The following is a 15,148-nucleotide window of genomic DNA, read 5'->3' as shown; positions in this document are numbered from 1 at the left end:
GACATTTACATGGCAAAGGTGAAAAAAGAAACCCCGTTAATGACACAATATAATACCATCAAGGCGAAATATCCTGATGCGCTGTTACTATTCCGTGTGGGAGATTTTTATGAAACTTTCGGGCAGGATGCCATTAAAACCTCGCAGATCCTTGGAATTGTCCTTACCAAAAGAGCCAACGGTGACAGCCATACCGAACTGGCCGGATTCCCACACCATTCCATAGATTCTTATTTACCCAAACTGGTAAGAGCAGGAATGAGGGTTGCCATCTGTGATCAGCTGGAGGACCCTAAAATGGTGAAAGGAATTGTGAAGAGAGGAGTAACGGAATTGGTTACTCCCGGAGTTACCTTTAACGATCAGGTTCTGAATTCCAAAAAAAATAATTTTCTGCTTTCTCTGCATAAAGAAAAGGAGAAATTCGGGATTGCTCTGGTGGATATTTCAACAGGAGAGTTTTTGGTAAGTGAAGGAAATTTGGATAAGCTGCTTCATATTGTCAATACTTTTGATCCAAGTGAAATCATTTATCAGAGAAGTGTACAGATCCCCGAGCAGCTTAAAAATAAAAATGCTTTTAAACTGGAAGACTGGGCTTTTCAATATAATTTTGCCTACGAAAAACTTACCAACCAGTTCAAAACCAATTCTTTAAAAGGTTTCGGTGTTGAAGCTTTACCGCTTGCAATTACAGCTGCAGGAGCCATTTTTGCCTATTTGGTAGAAGATACACACCATAAGCTCCTTTCTCATATTACGAAGATTCAGATCATCCCCCAGGAAGATTTCCTGATGATGGATAACTTCACGTTGAGGAATCTGGAAATCGTCTATTCCAGCAACCCGCAGGGAAAATCATTGTTGGATATTATTGATAAAACGTCTACTCCAATGGGAGGAAGATTGTTGAGAAGGAGGATCATTCTTCCTTTGAAATCCGTGAATGAAATCAACAGAAGATTGTCTCTGATTGACTTTTTTAACGAAAATGATCATTTGAAATACGAAATTGGTCAGCTTCTGAAATCGATCTCCGACCTTGATCGTTTGATGGGAAAACTGGCTGCCGAAAAAATTTCCCCTAAAGAATTAGGATACCTTCGTCAGAGTTTAATCAATATTCATCAGATCAAAGCTTTGCTTCATCCACATGCAGATGTAATGGCGTGGCTGGAACCTTTATATGATCTGGAAGAATTAATAAAATTTTTACAGGAACGTCTTAATGAAGAGCTTCCGGTAAATGTCTCTAAAGGAAATATTATTAAAGAAGGGATTTCCGAGGAGTTGGACAGATTGAGAAACCTTCAGAGCAAAGGACGCGGTTTCCTTGATGAAATGTGTCAGAGGGAAGTAGAAAGAACTGGAATTACCAGTCTTAAAATAGATTTTAATAACGTTTTCGGATATTTTATTGAAGTTCGTAATACCCATAAAGATAAAGTTCCTGGTGACTGGGTGAGAAAACAGACCCTTGTCAATGCAGAACGCTACATCACTGAAGAACTAAAGGAATATGAAAATCAGATTCTTGGTGCTGAAGAAAAAATCGGGGTTCTGGAAAATGAGCTTTACAGAAATGTTTGTGGGGAGACAATGGTTTATATTGATCAGATCCAGGAAAACTCCAATATTATTGCGCAATTGGATGTTGCCGTAGGGTTGTCCGAACTTGCTGTCTCTGAAAGTTATACGAAGCCTGTTTTAAATGACGGTTATTCCATTGATCTTAAGGAAGCAAGACATCCGATTATTGAAAACGCTCTTCCTTTAGGAGAAAAATACATCCCGAATGATATTTTTTTAGATAAGGATACCCAACAGATCATTATGGTTACAGGACCGAACATGGCGGGTAAATCGGCCATCCTTCGTCAGACAGCAATTGTTTGTCTTTTGGCCCAGATCGGAAGTTTTGTTCCTGCCAAACATGCTGAAATCGGAATGTTGGATAAAATTTTCACAAGGGTTGGTGCCACAGATAATATTTCGGCTGGAGAATCTACCTTCATGGTGGAAATGAATGAGGCGGCCAATATCCTGAATAATATTTCAGACCGAAGTCTTATCCTGTTAGATGAAATCGGGCGTGGAACTTCCACTTATGATGGGGTTTCCATCGCGTGGGCCATTGCGGAATATCTTCATCAGCATCCCACTCAGGCAAAAACGTTATTTGCAACACATTATCATGAGCTGAATGAGATGACGGTGAATTTTGAAAGAGTAAAGAATTTTCATGTTTCCATTCAGGAGAATAAAGGAAATATCATTTTCCTAAGAAAACTTATTCCGGGAGGCAGTGAGCACAGTTTCGGGATTCATGTTGCCAAATTGGCGGGAATGCCTGCAAAAGTGGTGAACAGGGCGAATGAAATCCTGAAAACCCTGGAAGCCAGCCGTTCGCAGGGAGGAAATTCTTCCTCAGATGCTATAAAAAGAGTAACGGAGGAAAATATGCAGCTTTCTTTCTTCCAGCTGGATGATCCTGTCCTGGAAAACATCCGGGAAGAGCTGACAAAGATTGATATCAATACTTTGACTCCTATTGAAGCTTTAATGAAGCTTAATTCCATCAAAAAAATGATTGGAGGCTAAACCTCCAATCACTCCTTTTAAACAGCTGTATATTTTAGCAGCAATATCCGTCTCTGCCGACTCCACCGATTCTCGGTTCATCAGATCCGGGAACAAAGCAGAATCCTTCCGGGCAGATAATAGCGCCACCGTTAATTTCTTTTAACTCTTTTTTAGTCAGTTTTCTTTCTTTGATTGATTTTTTCATAAGGAATAGATTTAATTTGTTTTAAGAATTTTTAATTAGCAGCAGTATTCACCCTGAACACCAGGAACGCCAAACAGCTCTTCACCAGTTGACCGGTCAAAGCAGCTGAATATAATCGGGCAAACAGGCCCTGCTCCTTTAATTTCTTTCAACTCTTTTTTTGTGAGTTTCTTTTTCTGAATTTTTAGATTTTCCATATTAATTTCAATTTGATTTGACTAATTTACGAAAAAAAATAATTCATAAAGAAGTGAATAAAAATTTAAAATTGAAAAATATAAGTATATTAAAACTACTGATCAAAATACATTTTATGGGAAAGCTTCAAAGTTTTCATAAATATATAAAGCATAGGAAATTATTTACTAATTTTGAGTATGAAGAATCTGATTTACATAGCATTCCTGTTCTTGTGCTTTATAGGATTAAAAGGGCAACAGTCTGCAGTGCCTTCCGTAAAATATGAAGAACTGGAGAAACGTATTCAACAGGAAGGAGACAAGCTTCTTGTAGTCAATTTTTGGTCTACCACATGTGCTCCCTGTGTGAAAGAGCTTCCACACTTCATGGAAGTGAACAACCATTATAAAGAGAACCCGAAATATAAAATGCTTCTGGTTTCGCTGGACAGATTGGTAGATAAAGAAAGAGTTATTAAATTCATTAAAAATAAAAACCTTACCGCAGAAGTGATCTTGTTGGATGATATTAAAAGAATGAATACCTGGATCCCGAAGTTTGAAAAAAACTGGGATGGTAATATCCCGGTGACCATATTTTATAAAAATGGAGAAAAGATGCACTTCAATGACGGAGAAATGAGCAAAGAAGAACTGGAAAATACAATCTCTAAATATTTACCCTAAACAATATATTATGAAAAATCTGAAAATTGTTATGACCGCTATTATCGTCGGACTTGGATTACTGAGTTTTACTACGATAAACCCTGATATAAAAGAAATTCAAAAGCAAACAGAATCTTTAGCAAAAGGATATGAAATAGGCGATGAAGCAACAGATTTTAAGCTGAAAAATGTGGATGGGAAAATGGTTTCTCTGAGTGATTTCAAAAGCGCAAAAGGATTTATCGTCATCTTTACCTGCAACCACTGCCCGTATGCGAAAAAATACGAAGACAGAATTATTGAGCTTGATAAGAAATATAAAAGCCTTGGTTATCCGGTAATTGCAATCAACCCGAATGATCCGGGTGTACAACCGGAAGACAGCTATCAGAAAATGATTGAAAGAGCAAAACAGAAAGGATTTACATTTCCTTATTTAATGGATGAAGGGCAAAAAATTTATCCTCAATATGGAGCTACCAAAACGCCGCATGTTTTTCTTTTACAGAAGGAAGGGGGTAAAAATATCGTGAAATACATCGGTGCAATCGATAACAATTATGAAAACCCCAATGATGTTTCAGAATATTATGTTCAGGATGCAGTGAATGCTTTAATTAAAGGAGAGCCAGTAAAAACAACAAAAACCGTTGCAATCGGATGCACGGTAAAAGTGAAGAAATAATATAGTTGAAAAAATAAAATCGGTGTTCTTTCGGATACCGATTTTTTATGCCTTATTTTTAGTTAATGAAATTGAAATTTAATACCGGATATTTCCTTTTAACCATATTCCTCTTTCTTATAGAGGTTTTTATTGCCGTCAAACTTGAAGATATTTTCTTCGTGAGAGCTTACCTCGGGGATGTGATTGTGGTTATTTTACTGTTTACATTTGTAAGAAGCTTGATGAAAATAAACAATCAGACTTTTATTCTCGGAATTTTTGCTTTTTCCTGCCTGGTCGAATTTGCCCAGTATTTCAAGATCGCTGAAAAAATAGGCTTCCCGGAAGGAAGCCTGATGTATATCGTTATTGGAAATTCTTTTTCCTGGGTTGATATTTTGTGTTATGCTGCAGGATGTGCACTGCTTTATCTTTTGGTAAAGATCAAAGATTCAAGGCAAGAGAAAGTAAGCCTGGATTGATTATCTTCCAAAGCTGTCATATTTATCTTCAGCATATTTAATGAAACGGTTCAGCAAAACCACATTCTCCTTCTCCATCGGAGAAAGATCATTATCTACATTGCTGGATACGGGAATATACCAGTCTGTCTGTTCAAAGAAATACCTGTAAGTATCTTTTTTGAAAGAATATCCATGTCTTGCAAACACGGAATTCTTGATAATTTCGAGATCCAGCTTCCTCAAATTTTTAAGCTCCTTTTCCGTCAATTTCTGTTTGGAGGCATTTAATTTGAAAATAGCATCGGAAGCGAATCTGTTTTTTGAGGTCTTGTAGCTTTCTGTTTTTCCGGTTTCTTCATCTGTGTATTTTTCAACAAATTCTTTCGGGTTGGACCAGTCTACCAGATCCGAGTTTTCATCCAACATAAAGTTCGGATTATAAACAAACTCCTTTTTAGTGAGTTTTAAGGTTTTTACGGGAGCTTTTACAGCAGATTTATTGAAAACGGTCCATTTACCGGTTAAACTATCGCCATTGAGTTTTACTTCAAACCTGCCGTCTGTTTTATCATCTCCCGGTTCGTCAAGAATGAAAGACTTTGATGTTTCGTTAAATATTCCCTGAAACGGGCGTTGATTCCCATTCACAATACTTTGTCCGTATACGGAATCCTTTGTAATTCTGTTGATTTTTAAAGTGATTTTTTTATAAACATCACCTTCATATTCTTCTCCGATTTCAGGAGTAATCATTTCTTTTCCTGCAAAATCTCCGGAATAGATACCATAGTATTCTTTATAGATTTCGGGGATTATTACCGAATCTTTCTTTGCAGTGAGAGAGTCGTTTGATACCCCGACAGAGGTTTTTGATTCTTTTTTACAGCTCGTTAATGCAACGGCCAATAAAGAGACTAAAGCTAATTTTAGTGTTTTCATAAACGTTTTTTTGTGATTAGATATTCAATAAAAAGAAGATTGGGAATCCAGCCCAGCCAGGCAATAATCTGGTAAACATCCATAGGGTTCGGGTGGAATAAATAGACAATAATAACTTTCCACATTCTTAAGGTAACAGCAGATAATGTGAGAGCAAAACTTCGCCACATCCACTGCTTATGAAGCTTGAATTTCCTCTGTCTGGCATATCGATAGGCTTTAAACGTGGAATACCACCACAGACAGCCCAAAGCGACAAAAGAAATCTTTGAATAGAATCCTCCATTGGCAAAAATGCCCATATATATTCCTGAAGGGGCAGAAAAAATAAGCAATAATGCAATATAGATTTTTCCGGAATTTTTATGAAAATTCCTGATTCCGAAATCCTTTCTGATTATAGCCAGAAAGCCGGACAGAAGAACAAAAATGCTTGTATACACGTGGGTGTAAAAAAACGGGAGATATTCCGGTCTTTGTTCTACCTCTGTCTGTTTGATCATCAGAAAGCTTACCTCTGTTTGCAGAGGAATATATTCCAATGTGATGTTCAGCATCAGCCAAAAAAAATACCCGAACCCAAGGACCAAAAGGGTTTTGAAAAAGGTTACAGAATATTTTTTATCAGCTAACATGATGATTTCAGGGTTCCATTTAGGGTTTATTAATTTTATGGAAAGTATCTAAATTATAAATTATTAAGGTCCTGGGCAATCAGCCATGCCTCACTCCAACAAGCCTGGAAATTAAAACCACCCGTAACGGCATCAATATTCAGTACTTCTCCAGCAATATAAAAATTAGGCAATAGCTTTGAAGACATGTTTTTAAAATTGATTTCTTTCAAATCTACACCTCCAGCTGTTACAAATTCATCTTTAAAGGTAGATTTTCCTGTAACCTGGAATTTCTTTCTGCATAAATTTTCCAGAATAGACTGCATTTCTTTTCCTGAAATATTGGCGATCTGTTTGTTATGGTCTACTTTTGAAACATGTAATATTTTCTGCCAGAACCTGTTTGTAACATCAAATATTTTAGATTGCCCGATGGTTTTCTTCGGATTATTCTGCTTGAAATGTTGAAAAATTTCCTCCGCATTCTGAATAGCCAACGAAATGAAATTCACTTCAATCTCAAAATGGTATTTCAGTTGAGCCAAATTTATGGCCTCCCATGCAGAAATTTTCAAAATGGCGGGTCCTGAAAGGCCCCAATGTGTAATCAATAATGGTCCGCTTTCTTCCGTCTTAAGTTTCGGAATAGAAGTTTGTGCCATTTCAAAGCTTGTTCCGGCCATATCAGCTAGCAAATCATCTTTTATATTGAACGTGAAAAGAGAAGGAACGGGATCTACAATTTTATGTCCTAGATTTTCAATGATTTTCAATGATTTTGGTGAACTTCCGGTACTGTAAATGATATAATCTGCCATAAAGTCTCCTGCATTCGTTTTTACCAGATATTGATCATCTTGTTTTTCAATCTCCTTTACGACGCATTTCGTCTTTACCTCCACACTCTTTTTCTGAACTTCATTCAGAAAGGTATTGATAATAGTCTGTGAAGAATTGCTTTCAGGAAAGATTCTGTTGTCGTTTTCTATTTTCAACGAAACTTTTCGTTGATCAAACCATTCCATTGTATCACCGGGTTGAAATCTGGTGAAAACGCTCAGCAATTCTTTATTTCCACGAGGATAAAACTGAATAAGTTCCCTGGGATCAAAACAGGCATGGGTTACATTACAACGCCCGCCGCCGGAAACCTTCACTTTTTGCAGCACATCCGAATTTTGTTCCAGAATGGTAATTTTGTATTGGGTTTCGTCCAGGTTGGATGCACAGAAAAACCCTGCTGCACCCCCACCGATAATGATTATTTGTTTCATGTATGTGTAATCCTATGCTTAAGATTATTTTTTCAAAAGTACAATTTTTATAAACCATCTTATTTGAGTATTTTTGAAGATTATAATTATATTATTCCAAAAACGATTTTACATGATTTTCTACCATACATTCGAAGTTCGTTGGAGTGACCTTGATGCCAATAAACATTTAGCAAACTCTACGTATGTTCAATATTGCGCACAGGCGAGAATGGCTTTTATGACTAAGGAAAAAATGGGCGTTACCCAATTGAGCAGATGGGGAATAGGCCCCGTTATCCTTCATGAAAGGTATTCCTTTTTCAAGGAGATCTATGCCGATCAGACCGTCATCGTAAGTGTGGAAATAGACGGATGTTCAGAGGACTCTTCCATCTACCGTTTTTTGCATAAATTTTATCTGCCGGACGGAACTCATTGTGCCACAGCAGAAGCTACAGGGGTTTGGATCGATATGATGATCAGAAAAATGACAACTCCACCGGATGATGTGGTAGAAGCCATGAATAAATATAAAAGTCCGGAAACAGTGGTGTTGAGCAAAGAGGATTTTAAAAAATTCCCTTTTCACCCTCACAACATCGATCCGGCGGACTTTAATAAATAGAGCGGAGATTGAAGGTGACGGTTTCACCGGATTACTCACGACAGATTACCCATTACTTATAATTAAATATATGTTTGAAGATAAATCTCAAGAATTAACGCCAATCTCTAAACTTGGAGAGTTTGGGTTAATTAAACATTTGACAGAGCACTTTCCGTTATCCAATGAATCTTCAGAGCTTGGAGTGGGGGATGATGCGGCAGTTATTAATCCTGGTCAGAAAAGGGTAATCCTTACTACCGATGTTTTGGCGGAAGGAGTGCATTTCAATTTAGGCTATGTTCCACTAAAACATTTAGGCTATAAAGCAGTAATCGTGAATTTGAGCGACATTGCAGCGATGAATGTAACGCCAACTCAGATTTTAGTATCCCTTGCCGTTTCCAATCGTTTTCCGGTTGAAGCATTGGAAGAAATTTATTCAGGGATACAAGCAGCCTGCAACAGATATCAGGTAGATTTAATCGGCGGAGATACAACGAGCTCAAACGCTGGACTAGTGATGAGCATTACGGCCATAGGAATAGAAAATGAAGAACATATTGTAAAAAGAAATGGAGCAAAGCCAAATGATCTTTTGGTTGTCACCGGAGATTTAGGAGGAGCCTATATGGGGTTACAAATACTGGAAAGGGAACATGCCATATTCCTTGCAGATCCAAATATGCAACCGGAAATGGAAGGCTATGATTACATTCTGGAAAGGCAATTGAAACCTGAAGCAAGGACAGATATCAAAAAGATATTGGAAGAGTTGGGTATAATGCCAACTTCTATGATAGATATTTCGGACGGTTTAGCTTCCGAAATTCTGCATCTTTCGGATCAGTCTCATGTAGGATTCAGACTTTACGAAGAAAAAATACCACTGGATAATCTTACCATTTCTACTGCGGATGAAATGAATTTAAATCCTGTAATGACAGCCTTAAGCGGAGGAGAAGATTACGAACTATTATTCACTATTTCACCTAATGATTTTGATAAAATTAAAAATCACCCTGATTTTACCATCATCGGTCATGCTGTAGAAAAAGAAGAAGGAAACTTTATGGTAGCTAGGGGTTCTAATCAATTGGTTGCTTTAACGGCACAGGGTTGGGATGCTTTTCTTGGGAATCAGTAAAATGAGGACATTATAATATGAACCGCTACAATTTGTAGCGGTTTTTTTGAGAGAAGGAAAAAAAGTTTCATATAATATGCTTTGCATATAAATTTATAAAATATATCACTTCTATAAGACAAAATTTTTTAGTTTTGTGGTTATAAGATTTAAAAACACACAACTAACTTAACAATGATGAAAAAGAATTACTATTTATTCCATTGAAATTTTCATCGAACTTTTAAATGTATCAATATTTTAATATTGAGATCTCTACTGTACAGATAGGGATAAAGAAATATATTGTTTAGCGTGTTTTTTATAATAGTTTATTATATCATGAGCTAAGTAATTACATATTAAAATTAAAATAAGATGAAAAAAACTATTTCTTACCTAGAGGCTTTTAGTCAAAGACTTGAATTTGCTCAATTTTATACACGATGAAACGCTTTTTCTTCTACTAACTACAATGTGGAAGAGGTACAAATATCCTCAAACCAGCTTTAATGTTTAAAGAAGATTTTAGTAAAAGTGTATAAATAGGTGAGTTTCAAATTAGGTTATTAAGACAATAAATGGAGTTTTAATTGAAAGGATAGGCAAATCAAGGAAGAACTATAAGCTTGAAAGCTCAATCAGAAAAATAAAAGAACTTGAGAAAAAACTAAACAAAAATAACTCTACGATGAAAAAAAAATTTTTATTATTTATAGTAATTCTATTAGGGGGAATTACTCAAGCTCAGATTTATGATAATGTACTTTCGGTCATTGCACATTGCGCGCCTATCAACTATGGAATAAAAATCAAGACCAATATTCCTTATCCTGCTAATGGTAGTGGTGGTGATATGCCTACCATTAATATTGAAGGATTTTCGTATGGCCAGCAAAAAAGTATTGGTGTTAATATCAACTGGTATGTATGGCAGAATGAATTTTATTTAACCTCTAATGCAAGTTCATATGGAGGATATATGCCCAAAATCATATTGGCTAAAGAAAATGATAAAATTGTCATTTTCATAGATGATAAAACATACTGTATTAGCTTCAGAGTAAAAGCGTTTGGTGGTGGGTACGTAAGTGATCCAACATATTATCAAGGATGGACATATGCTGATGAACCAATCACAGGAACAATCACAAAAAGCTTAGCCTACAAAAACGCATTTGGAAATGTAATGGTAGATGGAAAACTTGAGGCCAAAGAAGTAAAAGTAACTCTTACTCCAACAGCCGATTTTGTTTTTGAAAATAACTATAATCTACCAAAGCTGGAAGAGGTGGAAAAACATATTAAAGAAAAAAAGCACCTTCCAGAAATTGCTTCCGCAAAGGAAATGGAAAAAGAAGGGGTGAATGTAGGGGAATTTCAGATTAAACTTTTACAGAAAATTGAAGAGCTGACATTGTATGTCATCCAGCTTAACAAAGAAGTTAAAGAGCTAAAACTGGAAAATCAGAATCTTAAACAAAAGATGCAGGAGGGAGCAAAATAATTTTCAGTTTAAAAATATTGTATAGCTAGGGATTTACTCATTAATTCATAGATATTATCATTACCAACTAACAACAATATTCACAGATGCAGAAAATCTATCATAAATCTATATTGACCGCTTCTGTTTTATTCTTTCTTTTATCACAAGCACAAACTAAGGATACTCTAAGAAATAAACAGCAGGAAAGAGAAATATTGGCTTTTAAAAATAAAATCAGCCAATATGATGATTATCAAAAAAAAGAAGTCCAAAGGCTTAAGGGTTTAGGACATCAAGAATTCATTTCCGGACCAAGGAATGAAAAACAGCTTGTGGGGTCTGATGAAAATGGAAGACCTATGTATTACACCACATTGAATGCAGGTGCTGCTAAAATGACAAAAGCGGACAACCTGTATGCCGGAGGGGGCTTAGGGCTCAATATCACAGGTAGTAATATGAAAATAGGGCAATGGGATTATTCTAAGCCAAGAACAACCCATGAATTATTAGCCGGGAAAATTAATAGTTATGATGCTTTGCAAAATCAAACTATTTCGAGGCATAGTACAAATATAGCCGGTACACTTGTCGGAAACAACGGAGACCCGGATGCTAGAGGAATAGCGTATGAAGCAATAATCAATGCTTATGATTGGAGCAATGACGTTAATGAAATGCTATCAGAGGCATATGTGCCGGGAAACAATGGGATATTGGTAGCTAATAATAGTTATGGTTTTGATCCTATGTATCTTCAAACCTATCAGTTCGGAAAATATAATATGACTGCACAATCCTGGGATAACCTGATGTATCTGAAACCTTATTTGCAAATAGTAAAAGCAGCGGGAAATGCACGAGAAATAGATCCGGCCATTGTTCCGCAGGTTTCTGCCAAAAACGGATATGATTTGCTTGAAGGTGCCGGAGTTGCGAAAAATGTTTTAGTGGTAGCTTCTGCCAAAAAGAACGCCAATATGAATGCCGATGATGCGTTTGATGTTTCGGCATTCAGTAGTTATGGCCCTTCGGATGACGGAAGAATCAAACCAGACATCTGTGCACCGGGAGAAAATATGTATTCTTCAATAGAGACCTATGATTCTGCTTACGGAGTTTACCGGGGAACCTCATCTGCAACTGCAGTGGTTTCAGGGATCATCACATTGCTTCAGCAATACTACAAATCCGTAAGCCCATCCCAAAGCTATATGTTATCTTCAACGGTAAGAGCATTGCTTGCTCATACTGCCAACGATAAGGGAAGTGAAGGACCTGATTATATTTACGGGTGGGGATTAGCCGACGCAAAAAGAGCTGCTGCAGCCATTTATAATAACATCGAAGGAATTATTAATGGAGAGAAAAAGTCAACATTAATTAAAGAAATTTCCCTAAATCAAGGCAATAAATACACCCTTTATGTGGTACCTTACGAATTAAACCAGCCATTATCGGCTACTATTTCCTGGACTGATCCTCAAGGGAATTTGGTAAGCAATGTGGTGGATTTGAATAGCCCAAGCGTTATTAATGATCTGGACTTAAAAATAGTAAGAGTAAATGCGGATGGAAGTGAAACGACCTATTATCCATGGAAACTGGGAGGGATGAGCAACCTGACAGGAGCGGCAACCAATAATTCTACCAATGATGTAGATACCATTGAAAGAGTAGATATCAAAACTCCACAAAAACTTACTTATAAAATCATTGTTTCTGCTAAAACCAATGCTACTCCTTTATTACCAAATGGAAACCAGACTTTTTCAATTGTAGTATCTAACGTCGATTTCTGTTATCAGGAAGACCTTAGAACCCTTACGAGTCCGGTGGATGATATTACAACAAGCCAGACTATTTTGGCAAAGCAAATTGTAGCAAGCAATAAAGTAATTGCTCCCGTGCAGAATGTTGAATACATCGCTTCAAGAGATATTGTCCTGCTTCCGGGCTTCCATGCTGAACAAGGAACTGGCTTTTTAGCAATGATCACTCCATGTTTTGATATGATTTCAGCAATGAAATATAAAGCACAGGACAGAGGAATTTCAGAATCATCAGCAATTACATACAATGCTGCACTTGGGCATTTCTCACTGTTCCCGAATCCGGCAAAAGAAGAAGTAAATATCAGATTCTCATTACAGAATGAATCTGCTATAAAAATTTCAGTTTATGATGCTTCCGGAAAATTAATCCTTACCCAGCAAAGCTCTGACAATTTCCCGAAAGGAGAATACGTAAAGACTATCGATACAAGATCTCTTACAACCGGAGTTTATGTGGTTTCAATAGAAACGGCAGAATATAAAGAAACAAAAAAACTTATAATCAAATAAACACCTGAATGACATGAAAAAAATAATAAGTGTACTGGGAGTTTTCCTGATTTCTCTATTGAAAGCACAATCGCCCGGTGGGGTAAACGGAGTAAGTGTGTGGTACAAGACCAATTCTCTACAGACCCCGGCTCTGATATACCAGGATTATAGCGGAAACCAGCATCAGATACAAGCGTTGGCCAGTACCAACAAGCCTTCTTATTCTTTGCTGAATTATAATGAATGTCTGGAATTTGACGGGAACGATGATTATTTGAAATTTCCTTTTGTTATAGAAACTGCAGATAAAATTAATTTTTATACTGCCTATCAAAACAAAACGGCAAATATGGAAACCGCTTTGTTTACAACAGATAATACCGACGAAAAGGAACTGTTTTACGGGACAAAAAATATTTTCAGATATAATAATGACCAGGTTAATTATATCAATACCAGTACGATTGATACGCTGGCTTCATTCAGCCTGTATTCTAAATTCGGGATCCCTTCAACTAAGATTACAAAAGTGATCGGAAATACAGGGCTTTCATCCATGTATGTTGGTAAAGATGCAGGAAGCCATCAATGGCAGAACTTTAAAGGAAAACTTCCTGAGTTTTTTGTGTATAAAAAGATGCTTACACAGAATGAGAGAAACCGGGTAAACACATATATGGCTGTTAAATATGCCATTGCAATGCCTTATACAGAATATTTAAGCTCTAAAAATAAAAAAATCTGGAAGCAGGAAGATTTTACAAATTACCCGGCAAGAGTTACAGGAATAGCCAGAGATGGATATTCAGGTTTATATCAGAAGCAGGCAACCAGTTCATCGGAAGAAAAAAGATTGATTATTGCGGCTAAAAAATTAGCCGTTGATAACAGGTCAAACGATGCGCAATTTCCAGATCAGAGTTTCCTGATTTGGGGGGACAATAAAAAACCATTGGAATTAGATAACATTACTTTTGGGTACAGGTTGTTGAAAAGAAAATGGAAAATCAGATATACCTCTGAAACTTCCCAAATCATTCCTACAGAAGTCGTGTTCTCCATTAAAAATATCATCACACAGATCCCTGCAGATAAAAAGCTATGGCTTTTGGTGGATAAAACTGGGCAGGGAGATTTCAGCTCTGCCAATATGGAAGCATACCCGATGGATCATGTGGACGGACAACAGAATGTATATTTTAAAGATGTGATTTTTGATCAAGACCTTTCCGGGACGGATGTTTTTTCATTTGCTTTAGGAGACAAGATCCTTTCCATGTATGATCTTATTCAGCCAACATGTACTGTTTTAAAAGGAACGCTTAATTTGAATATCAAAGGCGGAAAAGCTCCGTTTAATGTAGCCCTTTCCGGAAATGGGACATCACAGAATATTACGGTACAGACGTCACAAATCTCTTTTCCAAACTTAGCGGTAGGAAACTATCATTTGAATATCACCGATGCTGATAATAATGTCACTTCTTATGACTTTACAGTTAGTGATTTCAATTCGATCAATTTGGATCTCGGTCCGGATGTAACAATTTCATCAGGAAACCCGGCACAGTTTAATGCCGCCGCACAGATAACAGATCCAAATGCAACGTATTCATGGACATCGGATAATGGATTTACCAGCAATTCTCCGTCAATATCTGTGTATGAACCGGGAGAATATACCGTAACCGTGACAACCTCAGACAATTGTACCAAAAAAGATACCGTAAAAGTAACCAGAAAAAGAGAAAATGGGATTGTCATTTACCCTAACCCGGTGCCAAAAGGGCAGCCGTTTACCATTAGAATTATTTCGGATAAAAAAGAAAACGTAGATATCAAAATACATGATGCTTCCGGAAGGCTGGTAAAAGCCATTCAGGATAAAGGGAAAGATTATTATGAAATCCAGGATACTTTACCAACAGAAGGAGTTTATCTGATCATCGTAAAAACCTCATCTGAAATCAAAGTTTTCAAACTGATTGTAACAAGCTAAATAACCATCTGAGATTTCCTGAAT

The 15,148-nt window shown here is 36.7% G+C and carries 14 protein-coding genes; 9 read left to right on the top strand and 5 right to left on the bottom strand.

Translation table 11 applies throughout. From position 1 onward, the window contains the following. Positions 1-9 precede the first annotated feature (9 nt). On the top strand, positions 10-2,601 hold the full coding sequence (gene mutS / locus BCF58_RS14405) for a DNA mismatch repair protein MutS (RefSeq protein ID WP_121462510.1): 2,592 nt from the start codon (positions 10-12) through the stop codon (positions 2,599-2,601). Between the two features lie 34 nt (positions 2,602-2,635). Here the strand turns inward: mutS and BCF58_RS14400 are convergent, their stop codons facing one another. After that, positions 2,636-2,788 carry a bacteriocin gene (locus BCF58_RS14400; RefSeq protein WP_121462509.1) on the bottom strand — a complete coding sequence of 51 codons (153 nt, stop codon included), beginning with the start codon at positions 2,786-2,788 and terminating at the stop codon, positions 2,636-2,638. Positions 2,789-2,823: 35 nt separating this feature from the next. Then, positions 2,824-2,985, bottom strand: coding sequence for a hypothetical protein (locus tag BCF58_RS17475; RefSeq protein ID WP_170149032.1), 162 nt, complete (start codon positions 2,983-2,985; stop codon positions 2,824-2,826). Between the two features lie 180 nt (positions 2,986-3,165). Here BCF58_RS17475 and BCF58_RS14395 point away from each other — a divergent pair, with 180 nt between their 5' ends. The 3 genes from BCF58_RS14395 to BCF58_RS14385 all read left to right on the top strand — a co-directional run bounded on the left by BCF58_RS14395 (position 3,166) and on the right by BCF58_RS14385 (position 4,785). Beyond that, entirely contained in the window at positions 3,166-3,654 is a 489-nt protein-coding gene (locus tag BCF58_RS14395; RefSeq protein WP_121462508.1) for a TlpA family protein disulfide reductase, read from the top strand. Between the two features lie 10 nt (positions 3,655-3,664). Further along, positions 3,665-4,321 (top strand): thioredoxin family protein, encoded by a 657-nt coding sequence (locus BCF58_RS14390; RefSeq protein ID WP_121462507.1) that lies wholly within the window; start codon positions 3,665-3,667, stop codon positions 4,319-4,321. A gap of 65 nt (positions 4,322-4,386) precedes the next feature. Next, positions 4,387-4,785, top strand: coding sequence for a ribosomal maturation YjgA family protein (locus BCF58_RS14385; RefSeq protein WP_121462506.1), 399 nt, complete (start codon positions 4,387-4,389; stop codon positions 4,783-4,785). On the opposite strand, the gene BCF58_RS14380 is transcribed toward BCF58_RS14385, so the two are convergent. From BCF58_RS14380 to BCF58_RS14370, 3 genes are read right to left on the bottom strand one after another with little or no spacing between them, the layout of a single operon-like run. Next, on the bottom strand, positions 4,786-5,706 hold the full coding sequence (locus BCF58_RS14380) for a YARHG domain-containing protein (RefSeq protein WP_121462505.1): 921 nt from the start codon (positions 5,704-5,706) through the stop codon (positions 4,786-4,788). After that, positions 5,703-6,341: a DUF2306 domain-containing protein gene (locus BCF58_RS14375; RefSeq protein ID WP_121462504.1), complete on the bottom strand. Its 639-nt coding sequence runs from the start codon at positions 6,339-6,341 to the stop codon at positions 5,703-5,705. Before BCF58_RS14375 ends, BCF58_RS14380 begins: the two co-directional genes overlap by 4 nt. 53 nt (positions 6,342-6,394) lie before the next feature. Beyond that, positions 6,395-7,597: a BaiN/RdsA family NAD(P)/FAD-dependent oxidoreductase gene (locus BCF58_RS14370; protein ID WP_121462503.1), complete on the bottom strand. Its 1,203-nt coding sequence runs from the start codon at positions 7,595-7,597 to the stop codon at positions 6,395-6,397. 112 nt (positions 7,598-7,709) lie between these two features. Between BCF58_RS14370 and BCF58_RS14365 the strand changes: the two genes are divergently transcribed. The 5 genes from BCF58_RS14365 (at position 7,710) to BCF58_RS14345 (ending at position 15,124) form a co-directional block, all read left to right on the top strand. Beyond that, positions 7,710-8,204 (top strand): acyl-CoA thioesterase, encoded by a 495-nt coding sequence (locus BCF58_RS14365; RefSeq protein WP_121462502.1) that lies wholly within the window; start codon positions 7,710-7,712, stop codon positions 8,202-8,204. Between the two features lie 70 nt (positions 8,205-8,274). Continuing rightward, a complete protein-coding gene (gene thiL, locus BCF58_RS14360) occupies positions 8,275-9,330 on the top strand; it encodes a thiamine-phosphate kinase (protein ID WP_121462501.1) in 1,056 nt (351 codons plus the stop codon). 670 nt (positions 9,331-10,000) lie between these two features. Then, complete coding sequence (locus tag BCF58_RS17620) at positions 10,001-10,816, top strand: hypothetical protein (protein ID WP_228434809.1); 816 nt, start codon at positions 10,001-10,003, stop codon at positions 10,814-10,816. Positions 10,817-10,902: 86 nt separating this feature from the next. Next, positions 10,903-13,143, top strand: a complete 2,241-nt coding sequence (locus BCF58_RS14350) for a S8 family serine peptidase (RefSeq protein WP_121462500.1) — start codon at positions 10,903-10,905, stop codon at positions 13,141-13,143. A 13-nt stretch (positions 13,144-13,156) separates the two neighbouring features. Continuing rightward, complete coding sequence (locus BCF58_RS14345) at positions 13,157-15,124, top strand: T9SS type A sorting domain-containing protein (protein ID WP_121462499.1); 1,968 nt, start codon at positions 13,157-13,159, stop codon at positions 15,122-15,124. The last annotated feature ends 24 nt before the right edge of the window (positions 15,125-15,148 follow it).

Source organism: Chryseobacterium defluvii, assembly GCF_003634775.1.
Lineage (GTDB): Bacteria > Bacteroidota > Bacteroidia > Flavobacteriales > Weeksellaceae > Chryseobacterium > Chryseobacterium defluvii.
Note: the sequence above shows the minus strand (reverse complement) of the source record. Positions and strands in the feature narration are given on the sequence as shown.